Here is an 18,205-nt window from a genome sequence, read left to right on the forward strand (position 1 = left end):
TGGCGAGGTGGATTACTTGTAAAAGTTGATCCGAAGTACACAAGTCAAACCTGCTGTGAATGTGGTCATGTAGCAAAAGAAAACCGACAAACTCAAGCTAAATTTGAGTGTGTCGGATGCGGTTATGCTTCATTTTTTGAATGGTTTTTTTTAAAAAAATCAATTATTTATTATGAATAAATAGTTTTTATATACTGAGTAGAAAAATTTTTTAATTTCTAGTAGAAAACTCTATGAATTATTTGCTTTTTATTTTTTTCTACACAATAAGAAAGAGTGCATGTGCACTCTTTCTTATTTTCTAGTTTTACTTTATAGAATTTCTATAATTAGTTTATTTAATTCATCTTTAGCTTTTGAGCTATTCATCTCAGTAACTGATTTACTTTCAATAATTGCATCTCTGAATTGCTTTCTTTCAAATAGAACTGTTTTTAACAGTTTAAATTGATCAAAGTCTTTGATGAAATCAATTGCATCTGGTAGTTCATTCGATCGTGGTGATGCACGATTAATAAGAACATAAGCATCTAAATCACTATTCATTTTCCTTGCTGTTGCAATCTTATCTTGCATGTATTCAAGAACATCTAAATCTAATAATGATGGTTGAGTTGGAACTATTAGTGTATTTGCAACTAAGAGTGCTTCACGAAAAATTGTAGAGTCTCGACCTGCTACATCAATAAGAATGTAATCATATTTACTATCGATTTCTTCTAGTTTGGTGAGTAGTTCTGAATGAACACTAATGCATTCTATATCATTGCGCTGTTTAGCCCATTTAGATGCTGATTGTTGCTCATCAGCATCAATCAGAATGCTTTTACCTTTATTATTTAATGCAACTGCTAAATTTGTCGCAAGTGTAGTTTTTCCAACTCCACCTTTTCTATTTGCTACACATATAATTTTCGCCATTATATTACTCCAGATACATTTATAATTAGCCTTAATATTAGTTGTATTTTTAGACCTAAATATAGACTTATTCTTTTTCTTTTTTAGGCTTAACTGAATTAAGTTGATTTGCCATAATTTCATTAAAACCTTCTTTACCTAGAACTTTTTTACATTGATCTAAAATTGTTTGTCTAATAAAAGTAGCAATTGAAATATCTTGTTCTTGCCCTAACTTTTTTACTGCTTCTTCGATTGCGGTAAGTTCTTCGACAAAAAGAGGGGTTGTAAGATTTCTGCCATGTTTTGTTCGAACTCGTTTAGCAACAGGGAGCGTATTTTTCTCGATAGTAATTACACTTTGATTACGAGTAACAATATTGATTTTAGAAGGCTGTTCAATATTTTCTTTAACATCAGAGTTCACATCATTATGAGTGAATTCTGTATTTTGTCTGGCTGCTTTAAAGCGATTAGTCATATAATTACTCAATTTATGTTTTAATTATCATTAATTATAAACCTATTTTTACAACTAATAGTACAACTAAAATTAAATTTATTAATAGCTGTTTTATTGGTTTTAATGGTGAATTAAAAAGCCTTGAAATAGTTGTAAATTAGTTGTAGATTAATTTCACACCTATGGAGGTTTTTATATGTCAAGAATGTCAAAAACAAGCGCCAGCTATATTCGTATTGCGGATAAGATTATTTTTACCTATGCGGAACTAGTACCTGGCAACAATCATGAGTTCAACAAAAAAAATAAAGGCGTACCAGTTGCTGCTGTGCATTATGAAAAATTAGACGAGTATATAATTTTACGTGATGGTCATGAAAAACCACTACGAATTGATGACCCGAAAAAATTTATCAGATCAATTCGCCGATTAAATAAAGATTGTGAAATCATAAATAAGCTATGACCTATTTAATGGAATACCTAGAATGACACTTTTAACGATAGTTTAAGCGTTTACACAGTTTTATTTACAGTCTCGAGAGTGTTTTACTGGAATCAGGTACAGGACAAGTTTATTTTCAGTATACCCTAGCGGAACCACCTAAAAAGCCCCTTAGACCTATTAATAGACTACCTAGAACAGACCGTTATAAGAAAACCGCCTATAACAGACTATTCTAGGTAGTCAGTTTTTCTCGCTATCTTGAGAAATCATAGTCTTCTTCGTTCCCGTCTAAATACTCGAATATAGGGGTCAGCACAGAAAACGGAAATTATAGGGCGGTAAGTACATTTATTTACTTCTATGTAGTTGTTATTTAAGAACTTCGTTAAAAATCTTTCAATTAAATTGCATGTTGCCAATCTCTAGCAGACAGGCAAAGCATAAAAATATAAATCTTTGATTTTAATAAATTAATTAGTCGACAAAATTCCTTGTCGTACTATTTTCTCCAAATTCTGGGGTAACCCCTATCAAATCAAAAACTCGATGATATGCGTCATTTAGTTGATCAAATACCTTCTTACGGCAGTCAATCTATACCTAAAATAAACGATCCTAGTTGGGAGGGGTTATTAGATGATCGGAGAATATCTTGGAATATGAACGACATCACCATAATAGAAAGGCTAGTACTTATTTATTATACTTTTAGTATGAAGGTTCTTAGTGTTTTCAATCAAGAATTTGCAGAGAGAGGAGTTTCTTTTTCATACTCTGATTAGTATGCCTATGGCAAACCAATTTCACTGCTTCGGTACCCTAGTGAGGACTAGAACCTTAGGCTGTAGGCTAATGATATTGGTATATTGAGTTATTTAGGTAGTCGCGGTGTACTTCATGGTGTATAGAAAGTTAGTTTTTCGAGCTAATAAAGCCATTTTGACAAAATTTAAGAAGTATTTTAGAAAACTAGATAGTTACACAGAATTTAGGGTAGTCTCAAAATGAAAGTTATAACTAATGGTTCTTTAACATCTTCTAATTCCTTTGGTGAAAAATAAGATTCCATTTTATGCTTAACTCTCAACTTTTTTTCGCTAAATCATTTATTTTACGAAGGTTAGACTTTCAATATTAAACTTACAATTCTTGTAATACAGCCATTCCAATAGGCTTAAGAAGTTGAGAGTGGCATTTCTTGCATAGAATTATTTTGTATTAAATAAAATAACTAAAGGTTTGGCTCGTGAAGATCTCAATAAGAAAACTGTATGTAATTAGCTTAAGTGCATTAATTACTGTGGCTTGTTCCAGTCAAAGTGAATCAGAAGGGATGCTAATTATAAATAACAAAACCTCCGAAGATATAACTAAGGTTAATTTAACTTATAAAACCACTAATAAATCAGAAAATATAGGTAATTTATCTCCTAATCAATCATTTAAGTATCCTATAAAATATTCTGACACCGAAGACTCTATAGTAATTACATATACTGATAGTAATAATACAGTGCATAAGGATGTAGCTGTTCCTTATTTCGGTAAATATGATAAGAAAAATTATAGTTATAATATCAAGTAGTTTAAGTATTATTAATATTTAGAGTGTACGGCATTGACGGTATAGGTTAAATTGACACTACAAGACAGCACTTTAACCAATTTCAACAGCAACATCCCCAAATATATTTAATATAAATTAAGCATGAGATATAAAAATGCACGCCTTTGATATTATCATACCCCAATATACAGGTATCGCTGAAGATGATGATAGCCACGACCATGATGTATTTTGTTATTTAGGAAATTTAGAAGGCAACGGACAAATATTACCCCGTAACCATCATTTAGCTGTTAGCCAAAATGATATTACTCGCGTGACTGTGGTGTGTCCTGAAATGGATGCCCTTGACCGTAAAAATATGAACAGCTATGCCCAAGAAATGCACAATAAAATCGAACAGTTAGCAGGTAAACCCATTCAAACCTTGTATATCGGAGAAGACCATGACTATCCTCTTCCCCGTTATGCCGTACCAACGCAATCTGAATTTTACATGTTGCGTTGGGGCTGGAGTTCGCCTTTACTAGATGGAGTAACCTTACAAGGCATTCCTCTATATAAAATCCCATATACCCAACCTGATCACCCTTGTTATGATAATGTGTGGTCATGGTATCGTCAGGCTGAAGCGTTATATCGTTTGTGGCTTGGTTCTCAACCAGTAAGTGAAGCCTTTGCCTTAGAGCAAATGCAAAATCCCAATTCTGAGCATAGCAAAATAGGTCGAGAATTGTGCCGTATCATTGAACAAAGCACAGGTGTACCCACCTATTATTTTCTAATGAATTACCGTGATTGGACACAGGCAGAAGATATGGAACAAAAATGTCCACTGACAGGGCAGGATTGGCTATTGCCTGCCAATACCTATCACTATATTGATTTTAAATGCGATGAGAGTCGTTTGGTGAGTGAGTTGAGTCAAAATTGGTCGGATGAAAGCGAGGACTGACCGAATGAAAAATTATTTGTGGTAAGCTCATAAAGCCTATCAAGCATAGAGATAAAAATAACACCCAAACTATCTGTAACCAACCGTGAATCGTCTCGATATTTTCGGAGAGTGTCGGTCTTGCAGGAAATCTGTGATCAACGCATAACTCAATCCCAAGCTGCTCAGCTACTTCATATTTCAGAACGTCAGATCAGACGCTTACCTTTCAAATAGAAAGGGCTTTTTTGCTTAAATATCCAACTTCGGTAAACTTCTCACAATATTCATTGTTTCTAAACTTACCGTTATCACACGTAAAAACAAATTCAATGGATATTTAGCATCACCCATAGTTTCAATTGCCCAATCATTCGCATCGTTCACAATGCCACTGTCTTTGTGCGTAGAAACGCCTTGACGCTCCATAACCCATTCGAGTGCAGACTTACCATTTACCACGTAGTCATAAGCCTCTAACGGTATTTCACGGATGGTAATAGAATTGTTATAGACCACCGTATCCTTTTGGTCTTTTTTAGGGAATTTCATTTTGGTCACATAAAAGTCTTTATCTTCTAATTGCTTCAATGATTTACCACCCAAGTCCAATTTAGCTTTATACGGCTCTACCGTTTCATAGTTTAAATGCCAATGTGCCAAATCACGCCCTGCTTTAGAGAAAGCCCAGAAATCGTCAGCTTTTTTCACGCATGGGATACGTGGTAACTCTTTAGTCAAGTTGTCTGCATAACGAGTACGATAATCTTCACTGTGCAATAAACCATACACATAGTAGAAAATATCTTCCTTGCTAATCGTTTCAGTCGGGTAAGCATCTTGGATGCGGTTATGTTGCGAATGCGGATTTAAACGCATCTCGTAATATATTGTCGGCAGGACATGCCGTTTTGTCTGTGGAGGGTGGATGCGGTAAAGGTCGCCCTAAGAAGCAGAAAGCAAGCGAAATCCGTGAGGAAGTCGCCTAAGAGCTTTGCTTTTAGAATCCCCCACTTGAGTGAAAACGAAAGTGGTGGGAGTATGTCAAAAATACTTACCCGATTATGTCAATAAAATCGCCACCATCACAAAACCAAAAACTGTACTCAACACCAAGGGGGCTAAGGCTTTTTCATGTAAACCATAGTGCTGCCCGAAAATACCAAAGGCAATTGGCATTGGTAAAGCCGCAAGCAAAGTCCCGACAAATAGCATTTCTCGGTTCACATCTAATGCCCATAAAATTCCAAAAATCGTGAGTGGCATCAGCAATACTTTGAATGCAACCAAAACAATACTTTGCAAATTCACCGACTTGATTTGCATGCCGACCAAACTTCCACCAATCACAAATAAAGCCAAAGGTGAAGCAGTTTTGCCCAACATTTCCAGCACTTGTGCAATAGCTTGCGGCAGTTTGAAATTCAACAATACGCACAGCATACCCAATAAAATAGATAAAATTACTGGATTTTTCAGTAAGCGCTGCACAGTTTCGGCATACACCTGCCAACCTGATTTCGCTGAAGATTGTAGCCCTCGTTCTGCCAAAATCAGCATCAATGCCACAATAATTAAATTTTCGACAATTAAAGTTAAAGACAAATAAATTGCCGATTGACTGCCAATCAACAAAGTCAAAATAGCAGTGCCAATAAACCCTGTATTTGACATTGATGCACCCATTGCCAAGACACTGGCATGGGTTAAGTTTGAATTAAAATAATGCCGATACAGTAAAAAGGCAAAGATAAACAGCAGAATAGAACCGCCACCGTAACCTAAAAAATAAGCGGGATGCCAGATTTCTGACAAACTTTTACTGGCCAATGCCTGCAATAGAAATGCAGGCAACGCCACTTTCATGACAAATTGACCTAGAAACTGAATTGCATTAGATTCTATAAACTGGCTTTTTACGGTGAAATATCCCAAAAGCACGACGGCGCAAATGGGAAATAAAATACTCAGTAACACCCTGACATCCTTTTTCAGTGTTGCCCATATTTCTGCATGGTTTTACTGATTTACCTTACACCGAATCCTCCAATAAAGCACGGCAAAATAGTTTAAGTTTCACTTATTTTAAGCAGATAAAATATTAGGATTCCACTTCCGTATCTGTTGATTTAAACGGCGCAAATAAAGTACGGAACCCATGCGGCTGACATCGTAAATATTGCGGGGCAATTTCAATTTTTTCGCCCAATTCTGCCGCAGCATGCCATGGCCAACGTGGGTCATATAAAATGGCACGTGCTATCGCAATTGCATCGGCCTGTTCATATTGCAAAATACCTTCTGCCTGCATCGCTTCGGTAATCAAACCCACCGCAATTACAGGAATTTTTACAGCTTGCTTAATGGCATGTGCAAATGGTGTTTGATAACCCGCATGTAAATCAATTTTTTGATCGACATGCAAACCACCGCTCGACACGTGAATATAAGCCGCACCTAAATGCTCCAGTGCTTTTGCCAAACCTACTGAAGATTCCACATTCCAACCCTCTGCATCATCCATCCAGTCTGTTGCAGAAATTCGCACCCCAATTGGATAGCCTTGTGGAACAGCATTTTGAATCGCTTGAAATACTTCCAATGTAAGGCGAATCCGATTTTCCAAACTGCCGCCATATTCATCTTGGCGGTGATTAGACAATGGCGACATAAATTGATGCAATAAATAGCCATGTGCGGCATGAATTTCGATTAAGTCAAAACCTGCATCCACCGCTCGTACTGCGGCGCTGGCAAAGTCTGCAATGACCTGTTGAATTTCATCTTGCGTTAAAGCATGCGGTGGATGTTCGTGCGATTGAAATGGCAACTCACTGGCCGATACCGTCTGCCAACCATGTTCTTCATTCGGTGCAAACTGTCCTATGCCCTGCCACGGTTTATCGGTTGAAGCTTTACGACCCGCATGTGCCAACTGCACAGCAAATGGCATAGGCGATATACTTTTGACTTTATGCAATAGTGCTTTCATCTGCGCACGCTGCATGTCATTCCATAAGCCTAAATCTGCATAACTAATACGTCCTGCTGCCTGCACTGCCGTGGCTTCTACAATACACATCCCTGCGCCCGACAAGGCATAATTGGCCCATTGCTGCTCATGCCAATAGCTCAATTCACCTTGTTCATTGGCAGAATATTGACACATCGGGGCGATAACAATTTTGTTGGCAAGTTGCAGTGATCCAAATTGAATCGGCTGAAAAAGTAATGTCACGCTGCAAGCCCTCATACAGTGCGATTCACCAAAAGCGAATCATTAAATAAAAAAGAAGTAATCACTCAGAATCTGCCATCTGTTTTAGATGGTTTTTCTATAATAGATGTTTAAAAATGATTTATTTATAACGTGTTGTATGGTTTTTGCAAAGCCTGCTTTTGTTTTACACAGAATAATTTTGCGACAGCACACTATGGCTTGTATTCTATGGATAATGCCCAATATTAAGCGCATTACTGTATGTCCTTGCCTGCTTAATTTCTAAAAGCGGATTGAATTTGTACCATGCCAGAATTACCAGAAGTTGAAACTACCAAAACTAGTCTATTGCCGCTACTTGATCAAAAAGTCCTGAATGTAGAAGTACGTCAAGCCAATTTACGCTGGCCCATTCCAGAAAACCTACATAAACTCACAGGACAAAAATTACTGCAATTGACCCGCAGATCCAAATACATTCTGGCGCAATTTGAACAGGACAGCATGTTGTGGCATTTAGGCATGTCGGGCAGTTTTCGTCTTTGCGATGCGCAGGAAGATTTACGCAAACACGACCATTTGATTATTCAGTTTGAAGATATACAATTGCGCTACCACGACCCACGTCGCTTTGGCTGTATTTTATGGCTAAATGAAAGCTCTCAACGCAAACTGATAGATCCACTTGGCCCTGAGCCGTTGAGTGATGCCTTTAACCCCGACTATCTTGCACAGAAGCTCAAAAACAAAAATGTTGGCATCAAAGTTGCAATTATGGATAACCATGTCGTGGTGGGTGTGGGCAATATTTATGCCACGGAAAGTCTGTTTAATTTAGGTATTCACCCTGCACAACCTGCATCATCACTCAGTTTGAAACAGATTGAAAAACTAGTGCTCGAAATCAAACGCATTTTAAAACAAGCGATTGATTTAGGCGGTTCGACCTTACGTGATTACAGCAATGCGATGGGCGAAAATGGCTATTTCCAACAAACCTTGTTGGCGTATGGACGTGCAGGTGAAATGTGTGTGAACTGTGAAACCACACTAGAAAATTTAAAACTGGGCCAACGTGCCTCGGTATTTTGTCCTGAATGTCAGCCTTTGAAAAAAGTACTCACTTCGACTAAAGCTGCAACAAGCAAACGAGGTAAAAAAGTATGAGAACCGCTATTGTGCGTCATATTTTAGTGAAAGATAAAGAAACCTGTGAACAACTGAAAAAGCGGATTCAATCAGGTGCTGATTTTGCCAAAATTGCCAAACAATTTTCGACCTGCTCTTCAGGAAAAAAAGGTGGGGAATTGGGTGAGGTCAAAAAAGGACAATTGGTACCCGTCATTGATAAATTAGTGTTTACCGCAGCAGAACGCGTACTACACGGACCTGTAAAAAGTCAGTTTGGTTTTCATTTGGTAGAAGTAAAGTTTCGGATGTAATTTTTATGCCTTCAGCGCCTCTCCATCCTAGAGAATAGGGTGCAAACAAACGGCGCATAAAGCGCCGTTTGTTTTGATTGCGTATTAAAAATTATTGACGTTTTTTCAATTCATCACGAATTTCACGTAGCAACGCGATATCTTCTGGCGTTGCTGCTGGTTCTGGCGCTGCTTCTTCTTGTTTACGGCGCATACGATTAATCATTTTCACCATTAAGAACACCACCCATGCCAAAATAATGAAGTTAATTAAAATCGTAAGGAAGTTACCATAGGTCAGGACATTTACACCTGCTTTGGTTAACTCATCTAAAGACTGTAAATTGTTTGGGTTATCGCCCAAAACAAAGAACTTTTGTGTGAAATCCACACCACCGCCAGTGATCACAGTAATCAATGGCATGATGATATCTTTCACTAATGAGTCAACAATTTTACCAAATGCCCCACCAATAATCACACCGACAGCCAAGTCGATCATGTTACCTTTTACCGCAAATTCGCGGAACTCTTGAATAATACTCATTTAAATCTCCAGTTTTTTTGACTTTAATTTATGTGACGAAGTATACATTAATTTTATAGCTTCATTTCCACGTAATTTACTCGGAAATCATCTGCTTTTATATATTGGTTTGCTAATTTTAAACAAAAAATGCCATCAATAAATTGATGGCATTTTTAAATTTTGCTGCCCCGCATGAGGACAACATCATTTTTAAAACTTATTTACCAGAACGGTTACGTTTACGTTCGTTTTCAGTCAAGTAACGCTTACGGATACGAATTGACTTTGGCGTTACTTCAACCAGCTCATCATCTTCAATAAATTCAAGCGCTTGTTCAAGCGTGAATTCAATTGCAGGTACCAGTGTCAACGCATCATCAGTACCAGAAGCACGTACGTTTGTTAACTGTTTCGCTTTGGTTGGGTTAACCACCATATCATCTGAACGAGAGTTAATACCAATGATCATACCTTCGTAAACTTCTAACTGAGGCTTGGCGAATAAACGACCACGGTCTTGCAAGCTGAACAATGCATAACCCAAGCACGTACCTTGAACCATAGAGATCAACACACCGTTTTGACGTTTGGCAACTTGACCTGCTTTCATTGGGCCATAGTGTGAGAAGCTTGACGTCATGATACCCGTACCAGAAGTCATGGTCATGAATTCAGAACGGAAACCAATTAAACCACGTGAAGGCACAGTGGCTTCAATACGGATACGGCCTTTACCGTCTACTTCCATATTGGTCATCTCACCTTTACGGTTACCCATTTGCTCCATCACAGCGCCTTGGTGCTGTTCTTCTACGTCAAAAGTTACGTTTTCGTATGGTTCTTGCATTTCGCCATCAATCTCTTTCAAGATGACTTGCGGACGAGATACACCCATTTCGAAACCTTCACGGCGCATGTTTTCAATCAATACTGAAAGGTGAAGTTCACCACGACCAGATACTTTGAAACGGTCTGGACTGTCAGTATCTTCTACACGAAGTGCAACGTTATGAATCAATTCACGGTCAAGACGTTCACGGATGTTACGTGAAGTCACGAATTTACCTTCTTTACCTGCAAACGGTGAGTTATTCACTTGGAATGTCATCGATACTGTTGGTTCGTCTACAGAAAGCGGTGGTAAAGCTTCTACATTTTTCGGATCACAAATCGTGTCAGAAATATGCAGTTCGTCCATACCTGTTACACATACGATGTCGCCTGCAGAAGCAGATTCAACATCAACACGCTCTAAACCATGGTAACCCATGATTTTTAAGATACGACCGTTACGTGTTTTACCTTCTTGGTCAATCACGGTTACAGGTGTATTTAATTTCACTGAACCACGTTGAATACGACCAACACCAATAACACCTACGAAGCTGTTATAGTCAAGTGAAGAGACTTGCATTTGGAATGGACCATCAACATCAACTGCTGGTGGCTCGACGATATCTACAATTGTTTGGAACAACGGCGTCATATCTTCCGCTAATTCGTCTGGCGCAGGGCCAGCAACACCACGTAAGCCTGATGCATATACGATTGGGAAGTCTAATTGATCATCGGTTGCACCCAAGTTATCAAACAAGTCAAATACTTGATCAATAACCCAGTCTGGACGTGCGTTTGGCTTGTCTACTTTATTGATGATCACGATTGGCTTCAAACCACGTGCGAACGCTTTTTGCGTTACGAAACGTGTTTGTGGCATTGGGCCTTCTTGTGAGTCAACCAAAAGAAGTACGCAATCCACCATCGACATTACACGTTCAACTTCGCCACCGAAGTCGGCGTGTCCCGGGGTGTCCACAATGTTAATGCGGTATTCAGTATCAGTACGTTTGTCTAACCATTTGATTGCAGTGTTTTTTGCAAGAATGGTAATACCACGTTCACTTTCAATAGCGCCTGAATCCATGACACGCTCAATCTCGCCCGCTCGTTCACCGAGTGCGCCCGATTGTTGTAAAAGTTTATCCACAAGAGTTGTTTTTCCGTGGTCAACGTGCGCAATAATTGCGATGTTGCGGAGAGTTTTAATATCAGACATTTAAATTCAATACGCTATAAATTTGAGGGCAAATTATACAGAAAAATACTAAAGTTTTATAGTGACACTTTATTGACACACACAATTTTTTTTGATGAGTGGCGTGCTTTGGGTTTTGTAAAGCTGTGTAACTCGATTAGAATAGCGCCACTTTTGCAATTTTTTATGACTCATGTCTGATTTAAACCACTCTCCCCACCCAAAAGACCAGCTCGATTTGGTCTATGGTCTGAATGACCGTCCAAAACCATTCATCGCTTTTTTAGCAGCTTTTCAGCATTTACTGGCAATTATTGTTCCGATTGTCACACCAGGCCTCTTAATTTGCTTGGCTTTAGGCGTTTCCAAACAAGATACCAACATGATCTTGTCAATGTCTTTGGTCATTTCAGGTATTGCAACCTTTTTACAATGTAAAAAAGTCGGCCCTTTTGGTGCAGGTTTGCTCATTGTGCAAGGCACCAGTTTTAACTTTATTGGCCCAATTATTGGTATTGGCTCTGCCATGGTCGCCGCAGGCACACCTGTTGAATCGGTCATGGCGGCAATTTTTGGCGTGGTCATTGCGGGTTCGTTTATTGAAATGGGCGTATCGCAAATTTTACCGTGGGTCAAAAAGCTGATTACCCCACTGGTCACAGGCATTGTGGTACTTCTGATTGGCTTAACCTTAATTAAAGAAGGTTTAATCAGTATGGGTGGTGGCTATCAAGCCATGAGCAATAATACCTTTGCAAATACCGACAACCTGATTATGTCGTGTACGGTCTTGGCGATTATTATTATTTTGAACCGCATCAATATCACGTGGATTAAAAGCTCTGCCATTTTAATTGCCTTGGTGATTGGTTATGCAATGGCAGGCATGATGGGTCATCTCGACTTTTCAGGTCTGAAAGATGCCCCTTTGGTACAAGTTCCGACTCCGATGCATTTTGGACTGGATTTCTCTTGGAGCTTATTCATTCCATTGGCATTTATTTATTTGGTGACGTCATTAGAAGCCATTGGTGATATTACCGCGACCTCTAAACTCTCCAATCAACCTGTCGATGGCCCACAATGGATACAACGCATTAAAGGCGGTGTATTGGTAAATGGCGCTAACTCATTCTTGGCAGGGATTTTCAACACCTTTCCAAGTTCGGTATTTGCCCAAAATAATGGCGTGATTCAACTTACAGGTGTTGCTAGCCGTTATGTCGGCATTTGGATTGCTGCCCTACTCATCATTTTAGGTTTACTTCCTGCAGTTGCAGGTGTGATTCAGGCTGTGCCTCAAGCCGTACTAGGTGGTGCTGTGATGGTGATGTTTGGTGCCGTTGCCGCTTCGGGAATCAATATTCTTTCAGGTGTCGCTTTAGATCGTCGTGCCTTGCTGATTATTGCAATTTCATTGGGCTTAGGTTTAGGTGTTGCACAAGTGCCACAAATTCTGGAACACTTACCTGAATTATTCCGTAATATTTTCAGTTCAGGCGTTGCAACAGGCGGTATTGCAGCACTCATTTTAAATATTGTGCTTCCTGAAACTAAAAAGTAATTGCATGTCCAAAAAACACTGTCTGAGCTGAACTTAGACAGTGTTTTTCTATTGGAGAGAGAACCATGAACCCCCAAAGCGAAGTTTTACTCAGACAATACGACTATTTGTCTGGTCGCGTTCTACTGATCAATGCCCCGACCGATCAACTCCTCGCAGAATTGGGTGACTCAATCCAAGCTTCTGTTTGGACATGGAATTTTAACGACTATCAATACTTTCAAAATCAACAGGCGCAAGTGCATTTTGGTGCAGAATTGCCTGTCGGTGAATTTGATCAGGCTGTTATTTTTGTACCGAAATCTAAGGAACTGCTCAATTACCTGATTCACACCATTGCCGCACAACTCCCACAAGGCAGCAGCGTATTTTTAGTCGGTGAAAAGAAAGCAGGAATTGAACGGGCTGCAAAGCAATTACAACCTTATGGCAAAACACTCAAACTAGATAGCGCCCGCCACTGCCAACTATGGCAGCTGATTTTAGACTGCAAGGTTCAAACTAAAACCTTAGCAGATTGGGCGAAAAACTATACAGTTGCTACACCTAAAGGTGATTTACAAATTAGTGCCTTGCCAGGTGTATTTAGCCAAAAACACTTGGATGTTGGCACGGCTGTATTATTGCCTTATTTGAATCAGGTTACTGCTGGAAAAATTGCAGATTTTGGCTGTGGCGCGGGTGTGATCAGTGCTTACTTAGCCAAACTTAACCCTGAAAATCGTATTTTTGCTTTAGATGTCGATGCCTTTGCTTTAGCGTCAACGCTAATGACGTTTGAAAAAAATCAGCTCAATCCACAACAGCTTGAAATTAAAGCTGTGACAGGCATTGAGGATGCACCGCTATTTTTGCATGCCATCGTGAGCAATCCCCCGTTCCACCAAGGCATTCAAACACATTACGATGCCAGTGAAAACCTGTGTAAAACTTCACGTCGTCATCTGAAATCGGGTGGTGAACTTTGGATTGTGGCCAATCGCTTTTTGAATTATCCACTCTTAATTGAACAAAGTTTCGGTCAATGCACAATCAAGGCAGATCAACAAGGCTTTAAAGTACTGTTCGCCAGTACACAAAAAAATACGAAGGACGCATGATGAGCGAAACTCAAAACAATCGACAGTTACAGCGTAAGCTCGGTGCACGTCATTTAAACATGATTGCCATTGGTGGCTCGATTGGTACAGGTTTGTTCCTTGCCTCGGGTGCAACCATCGCTAATGCAGGCCCAGGCGGTGCATTACTGGCCTATGCACTCATTGGTGTGATGATTTATTTCTTGATGACCAGTCTAGGCGAACTTGCAACGCATAATCCAACTTCAGGCGCGTTCTTTACCTATGGCAGTAAATATGTCGAAGGTGGTTTCGGTTTTGCGCTAGGCTGGAACTATTGGTACAACTGGGCCATTACCGTGGCATTTGAATTGGTGGCTGTACAATTTATTATGAAATTCTGGTTTCCCGATATTCCTGGTTTCTATTGGAGTGCGTTATTTCTAGCAGTTGTATTTGGTATTAATGCATTAACCGTAAAAGGATTTGGTGAATCAGAATTTTTCTTCTCGCTGGTCAAAGTCCTTGCAATTGTAGCATTCATCATTATCGGTATTTTTATGATTGTCAAAATCATGCTCAACCCTAATGTTGCTACATTTGCCAATTGGAGCAAAGGCGAAGCGCCATTTGTAGGTGGACTATCTGCCTTAATTGGTGTGGCGATGATTGCAGGATTCTCATTTCAAGGTACTGAAATGGTTGGCGTTGCAGCGGGTGAATCTAAAAATCCTAAGAAAACCATTCCTATTGCAATCAAACAAATCTTCTGGCGTATTTTGTTGTTTTATATCGTGTGTATTTTCATTATTGGCACCTTAATCGCCTATGATGACCCACGTTTACTTCAAGCAGCCGCCACCGATAACATTGCGCTCTCTCCGTTTACTTTATTATATGAGCAAGCAGGCTTTGCCTTTGCTGCAAGTGTCATGAATGCGGTGATTTTAACTGCGATTCTTTCTGCAGGGAACTCGGGCATGTATTCATCGACCCGTATGCTATTTGATATGGCACGTAAAGGCAGTGCACCAAAAGCTTTTGCCCGCTTGGATGCTCGTGGCGTCCCAATGAATGCACTGTATGCCACAACAGCAATCGCTGCACTATGTTTTTTAACAACATTTATTGGTGAAAAACAAGTATTTAACTGGCTTCTGAATATGTCAGGCATGTGTGGCTTTATCGTTTGGCTCGGAATTGCTGTATCGCATTACCGCTTCCGTAAAGGCTATTTGGCACAAGGCTACAAACTTGAAGATTTAGATTACCGCGCCAAATTCTTTCCTTTTGCGCCATGGTTTGCCTTTATTTTATGTGCGATTGTTGTATTAGGGCAAAACTACCAAGCAGTGCTTGAAGGTGAATGGCTCGCTGTTTTATCGACTTATATTGGTATTCTTTTGTTCTTGGTCATTTGGTTAGGCTATAAATGGAAACACAAAACCAAACTGATTGCATATCAGGATATGGATGTGAAACCACTACACCCTGATCATGACTAAAAAAGTTCTTCTTCTATTCACTTCATTTAAGAAGCTAAGGTTCAAAAAAACAGCCAACATTTGGCTGTTTTTTAGGGTAAATTTAAACCAAATTCGATTTACAACATATTTTGTTATCAATATTACGGTGAGAGATCACGCCACAAACTGCTCAATGTTGATTTTATAATCGCTAAACAACGACTTGATCGACTGATAGACATTCAGTACATATATCTTGTTTCAAAATTTGATCTGGGGCACCGCTTTGGAGTTTTTAAATGAATTGACGATAAACTTGATATAAAAATTCGGCTTAGTTTACAATTCAACAAACCGAAATATTAAGCACCATCAGCCTCTACTTTATTTACTCATTATTCTAATAATCATACTTTTACAATATTTTTTAAACGTATTGAATGTAAATCATTTCAGGCACTTTCTAATCCAGACACCTCATAAAAGAGAAGCATAAAAAAACGACTCCGAAGAGTCGTTTTTTCAACTTAACTCAAATTATTGAGCTTGTTGTTCAACAGTCACTGTACGGCTGCCAGTGATCGTCGCGAATACACGACGGTTCATAGCACGACCTTCTTTAGTGTTGTTGTCAGCAATCGGTTGATCCCAAGCGAAACCTTGAGTAGACAAACGAGCTGGATCTACATTGTATTCATTTACAAGTGAAGATTTAACAGAGTTCGCACGAGCTAAAGATAAACGTTCGTTCAATGCACGTGGACCAGTGTTGTCAGTGTGACCTTCGATGCGAGCAGTAGCGTTTGGATATTCAACTAACTTCTCAGCAACTTTAGCAATTTCTGGCTTGTACTGATCTTTGATGTTTGATTTGTTGGTATCAAAGAACACACGAAGTTCCATGTTCAGGTCTTCAGTCAACTCTTGTGGAGCTGGTTGAACTGGAGCAACGGTTTCAACTGGGGCAACTTCTACTACAGGAGCAGCTGGCTTCAAGTGACCACCAAGAACTACGTTAAGACCAGCTAAAGCTGTGTAGTTCCAGAATTGCTCATCAAAGTGGTAAGTACCACGTGCTTCAGTACGAAGAGATAAAGCATCGTTCAAACGGAAGAACGCACCCACACCTGCATTACCTAAAGTACCTTCTTCACCATCACGGATATAACCGACACCATTAGCACCTTCTACGTCATATTTATAGTGACCAGCACCTAAAAGTACGTATGGCTTGATTTTGCTGTCATAATTTTTAGTGATTAGATCAGAAGTCGCATAGAAGTTACCTGCGATATTTTGACCCTTGTATTCACCACCGTTACTCACATCACCTTTGATTTGGCTATATTCAGCTTCAAAACCTAACCAAGGAGTAAGCTCAACACCAAGTGCTGCACCAACGAACAAGTCATCATCAAGTTCTGCGCCACTTGTTAAACTACCATCATTACCACCATTGTTATGCTGTGTATCAAACATAGTATAACCAAGCATTAATGGGGTAACAGTTACGCCCGCGTTTGCAGCAGCTAAAGGAGCAGCTACGAGCATTGCTAATGCAATACGACTCATTTTCATGGATTTATCCTCCAGAGATAACAATTGTTGTTCAAGCTCAAGCCTAAATTTTCGACTACCCTGAGATAGGCTTTCTTATACCCCAGTATTATTTTTAAGCTAGTCACTTTGAATCATACAAACACTTTTTTACTTTTCCAAGTGCTTGATAATTTTAATCAAGTAAATTATTGACAAAATTACTTACAATTTCCGTTGTAATTCGGTAAATTTTTACTCAATTATTTGGTGCGAATAGCCTATCTTTCTTGCGGTTTATTCTAACACTTTCACGAAAAGTTGTTTAGTAATTATTATACAACACATAAAGTGCTATAAAACAACAAATTACTCAAATTAATCATAAAAAAACATAACAATAACAGGTATAGACTTATGTCGAATATAAGCAAAAATGGCTTCACGCTGTTTGAATTGATCGTCACGTTAGCGATTAGTGCGATTTTAATCATGGTTGCCCTGCCCTATTTTCATCAGCTGATGGCACAACAAGAACTCAAGCGAATTCAGTATTCATTACAGTCCAGCCTGAAAATAGCACGCTCCCATGCCTTCACCCATCATAGTAATGTTGTGATTTGTCCTACCCAAAACTTTGTTCAATGTAGTAAGCAAAACTGGGATACTGGTTTTTTGATCTTTATGGATCGTAATCGAAACCGCCAAATTGACGACAGTGAATACATTCTTTATACAGAAAAAACTGCACTTAAATACGGAACTCTGGATTGGCGTGGAACTTTAAACATTCCTAGTGTGACTTTCAATGCTCAACAAGGTTTGCCGATCGGCTCGAATGGTAGTTTCTTTTACTGCTCTACTCACGTCGCGAGCAAACGACTGGTGCTTAGTAAAATGGGGCAAACTCGAGCTGAAGACATCAATGGATGTTAACTGAGCAGTCTAAATGATCTTTATATTGTCACTTTATTCTCATCTTTTTTTGCCTATACTGCTGAAGTGATCTATTCCTGCTTGGAATTAAATCTAGACAAAAGCACATATAAAAAACTGGGAGAATA

General features: G+C 39.1%; 16 protein-coding genes and 3 pseudogenes. 11 read left to right on the forward strand and 8 right to left on the reverse strand.

The features are described 5' to 3' along the window. A pseudogene (locus FTU66_RS11120) lies at positions 1-129 on the forward strand (zinc ribbon domain-containing protein); the annotation flags it as partial. 183 nt (positions 130-312) lie between these two features. Here FTU66_RS11120 and FTU66_RS11125 read toward each other — a convergent pair. After that, on the reverse strand, positions 313-921 hold the full coding sequence (locus FTU66_RS11125) for a ParA family protein (protein WP_106986724.1): 609 nt from the start codon (positions 919-921) through the stop codon (positions 313-315). 67 nt (positions 922-988) lie between these two features. After that, positions 989-1,381: a hypothetical protein gene (locus tag FTU66_RS11130; protein WP_154320473.1), complete on the reverse strand. Its 393-nt coding sequence runs from the start codon at positions 1,379-1,381 to the stop codon at positions 989-991. 178 nt (positions 1,382-1,559) lie between these two features. On the opposite strand from FTU66_RS11130, the gene FTU66_RS11135 reads away from it, so the two are divergent. From FTU66_RS11135 to FTU66_RS11145, 3 genes are all read left to right on the forward strand, one after another. Continuing rightward, positions 1,560-1,829, forward strand: a complete 270-nt coding sequence (locus FTU66_RS11135) for a hypothetical protein (RefSeq protein ID WP_154320474.1) — start codon at positions 1,560-1,562, stop codon at positions 1,827-1,829. 1,228 nt (positions 1,830-3,057) lie between these two features. After that, positions 3,058-3,396 (forward strand): hypothetical protein, encoded by a 339-nt coding sequence (locus tag FTU66_RS11140; RefSeq protein WP_114237945.1) that lies wholly within the window; start codon positions 3,058-3,060, stop codon positions 3,394-3,396. Between the two features lie 136 nt (positions 3,397-3,532). Continuing rightward, positions 3,533-4,333, forward strand: a complete 801-nt coding sequence (locus FTU66_RS11145) for a DUF2310 family Zn-ribbon-containing protein (RefSeq protein ID WP_114237944.1) — start codon at positions 3,533-3,535, stop codon at positions 4,331-4,333. 231 nt (positions 4,334-4,564) lie between these two features. On the opposite strand, the pseudogene FTU66_RS11150 reads toward FTU66_RS11145, so the two are convergent. Continuing rightward, positions 4,565-5,155 (reverse strand): annotated as a pseudogene (locus FTU66_RS11150) (type ISP restriction/modification enzyme); the annotation flags it as partial. Between the two features lie 2 nt (positions 5,156-5,157). On the opposite strand from FTU66_RS11150, the pseudogene FTU66_RS11155 reads away from it, so the two are divergent. Next, positions 5,158-5,301, forward strand: a pseudogene (locus FTU66_RS11155) (RNA-guided endonuclease TnpB family protein); the annotation flags it as partial. A 73-nt stretch (positions 5,302-5,374) separates the two neighbouring features. Here FTU66_RS11155 and FTU66_RS11160 read toward each other — a convergent pair. Next, positions 5,375-6,289 carry an AEC family transporter gene (locus tag FTU66_RS11160; protein WP_180112809.1) on the reverse strand — a complete coding sequence of 305 codons (915 nt, stop codon included), beginning with the start codon at positions 6,287-6,289 and terminating at the stop codon, positions 5,375-5,377. Between the two features lie 124 nt (positions 6,290-6,413). Next, positions 6,414-7,550: an NADH:flavin oxidoreductase/NADH oxidase gene (locus FTU66_RS11165; protein WP_167845804.1), complete on the reverse strand. Its 1,137-nt coding sequence runs from the start codon at positions 7,548-7,550 to the stop codon at positions 6,414-6,416. 288 nt (positions 7,551-7,838) lie between these two features. On the opposite strand from FTU66_RS11165, the gene mutM reads away from it, so the two are divergent. After that, positions 7,839-8,699 (forward strand): bifunctional DNA-formamidopyrimidine glycosylase/DNA-(apurinic or apyrimidinic site) lyase, encoded by an 861-nt coding sequence (gene mutM / locus FTU66_RS11170; RefSeq protein ID WP_004972419.1) that lies wholly within the window; start codon positions 7,839-7,841, stop codon positions 8,697-8,699. Next, positions 8,696-8,974 carry a peptidylprolyl isomerase gene (locus FTU66_RS11175; RefSeq protein ID WP_096901561.1) on the forward strand — a complete coding sequence of 93 codons (279 nt, stop codon included), beginning with the start codon at positions 8,696-8,698 and terminating at the stop codon, positions 8,972-8,974. Before mutM ends, FTU66_RS11175 begins: the two co-directional genes overlap by 4 nt. Positions 8,975-9,065: 91 nt before the next feature. On the opposite strand, the gene mscL is transcribed toward FTU66_RS11175, so the two are convergent. Beyond that, complete coding sequence (gene mscL / locus FTU66_RS11180; protein WP_004972423.1) at positions 9,066-9,500, reverse strand: large conductance mechanosensitive channel protein MscL; 435 nt, start codon at positions 9,498-9,500, stop codon at positions 9,066-9,068. A gap of 199 nt (positions 9,501-9,699) precedes the next feature. Next, positions 9,700-11,538 (reverse strand): translational GTPase TypA, encoded by a 1,839-nt coding sequence (typA, locus tag FTU66_RS11185; RefSeq protein WP_180051483.1) that lies wholly within the window; start codon positions 11,536-11,538, stop codon positions 9,700-9,702. A 172-nt stretch (positions 11,539-11,710) separates the two neighbouring features. On the opposite strand from typA, the gene FTU66_RS11190 reads away from it, so the two are divergent. From FTU66_RS11190 to FTU66_RS11200, 3 genes are all read left to right on the forward strand, one after another. Further along, entirely contained in the window at positions 11,711-13,081 is a 1,371-nt protein-coding gene (locus tag FTU66_RS11190) for a uracil-xanthine permease family protein (protein ID WP_180072165.1), read from the forward strand. 65 nt (positions 13,082-13,146) lie between these two features. Continuing rightward, positions 13,147-14,181, forward strand: coding sequence for a methyltransferase (locus FTU66_RS11195; RefSeq protein ID WP_180112810.1), 1,035 nt, complete (start codon positions 13,147-13,149; stop codon positions 14,179-14,181). Then, the gene (locus tag FTU66_RS11200) at positions 14,181-15,644 is read left to right on the forward strand and encodes an amino acid permease (protein WP_180112811.1); all 1,464 of its coding nucleotides are present in this window, start codon (positions 14,181-14,183) and stop codon (positions 15,642-15,644) included. Before FTU66_RS11195 ends, FTU66_RS11200 begins: the two co-directional genes overlap by 1 nt. A 498-nt stretch (positions 15,645-16,142) precedes the next feature. Here FTU66_RS11200 and omp38 read toward each other — a convergent pair whose 3' ends face one another. Next, positions 16,143-17,183, reverse strand: a complete 1,041-nt coding sequence (gene omp38 / locus FTU66_RS11205) for an outer membrane protein Omp38 (protein WP_004972434.1) — start codon at positions 17,181-17,183, stop codon at positions 16,143-16,145. A 375-nt stretch (positions 17,184-17,558) separates the two neighbouring features. Here omp38 and FTU66_RS11210 point away from each other — a divergent pair, with 375 nt between their 5' ends. Beyond that, positions 17,559-18,077: a GspH/FimT family pseudopilin gene (locus FTU66_RS11210; RefSeq protein WP_136144767.1), complete on the forward strand. Its 519-nt coding sequence runs from the start codon at positions 17,559-17,561 to the stop codon at positions 18,075-18,077. Positions 18,078-18,205: the final 128 nt, after the last annotated feature.

This window comes from Acinetobacter sp. YH12131 (assembly GCF_013418635.1).
GTDB lineage: Bacteria > Pseudomonadota > Gammaproteobacteria > Pseudomonadales > Moraxellaceae > Acinetobacter > Acinetobacter towneri.

What these genes read in the sequence shown, in the direction of transcription:
- FTU66_RS11195 (WP_180112810.1), top strand. Translation starts at nt 13,147, where the DNA reads ATGAACCCCCAAAGCGAAGTTTTACTCAGACAATACGACTATTTGTCT.
- FTU66_RS11135 (WP_154320474.1), top strand. Translation starts at nt 1,560, where the DNA reads ATGTCAAGAATGTCAAAAACAAGCGCCAGCTATATTCGTATTGCGGAT.
- FTU66_RS11210 (WP_136144767.1), top strand. Translation starts at nt 17,559, where the DNA reads ATGTCGAATATAAGCAAAAATGGCTTCACGCTGTTTGAATTGATCGTC.
- FTU66_RS11130 (WP_154320473.1), bottom strand. Translation starts at nt 1,381, where the DNA reads ATGACTAATCGCTTTAAAGCAGCCAGACAAAATACAGAATTCACTCAT.
- mscL (WP_004972423.1), bottom strand. Translation starts at nt 9,500, where the DNA reads ATGAGTATTATTCAAGAGTTCCGCGAATTTGCGGTAAAAGGTAACATG.
- typA (WP_180051483.1), bottom strand. Translation starts at nt 11,538, where the DNA reads ATGTCTGATATTAAAACTCTCCGCAACATCGCAATTATTGCGCACGTT.
- omp38 (WP_004972434.1), bottom strand. Translation starts at nt 17,183, where the DNA reads ATGAAAATGAGTCGTATTGCATTAGCAATGCTCGTAGCTGCTCCTTTA.
- FTU66_RS11175 (WP_096901561.1), top strand. Translation starts at nt 8,696, where the DNA reads ATGAGAACCGCTATTGTGCGTCATATTTTAGTGAAAGATAAAGAAACC.
- FTU66_RS11190 (WP_180072165.1), top strand. Translation starts at nt 11,711, where the DNA reads ATGTCTGATTTAAACCACTCTCCCCACCCAAAAGACCAGCTCGATTTG.
- FTU66_RS11125 (WP_106986724.1), bottom strand. Translation starts at nt 921, where the DNA reads ATGGCGAAAATTATATGTGTAGCAAATAGAAAAGGTGGAGTTGGAAAA.
- FTU66_RS11145 (WP_114237944.1), top strand. Translation starts at nt 3,533, where the DNA reads ATGCACGCCTTTGATATTATCATACCCCAATATACAGGTATCGCTGAA.
- FTU66_RS11200 (WP_180112811.1), top strand. Translation starts at nt 14,181, where the DNA reads ATGAGCGAAACTCAAAACAATCGACAGTTACAGCGTAAGCTCGGTGCA.
- mutM (WP_004972419.1), top strand. Translation starts at nt 7,839, where the DNA reads ATGCCAGAATTACCAGAAGTTGAAACTACCAAAACTAGTCTATTGCCG.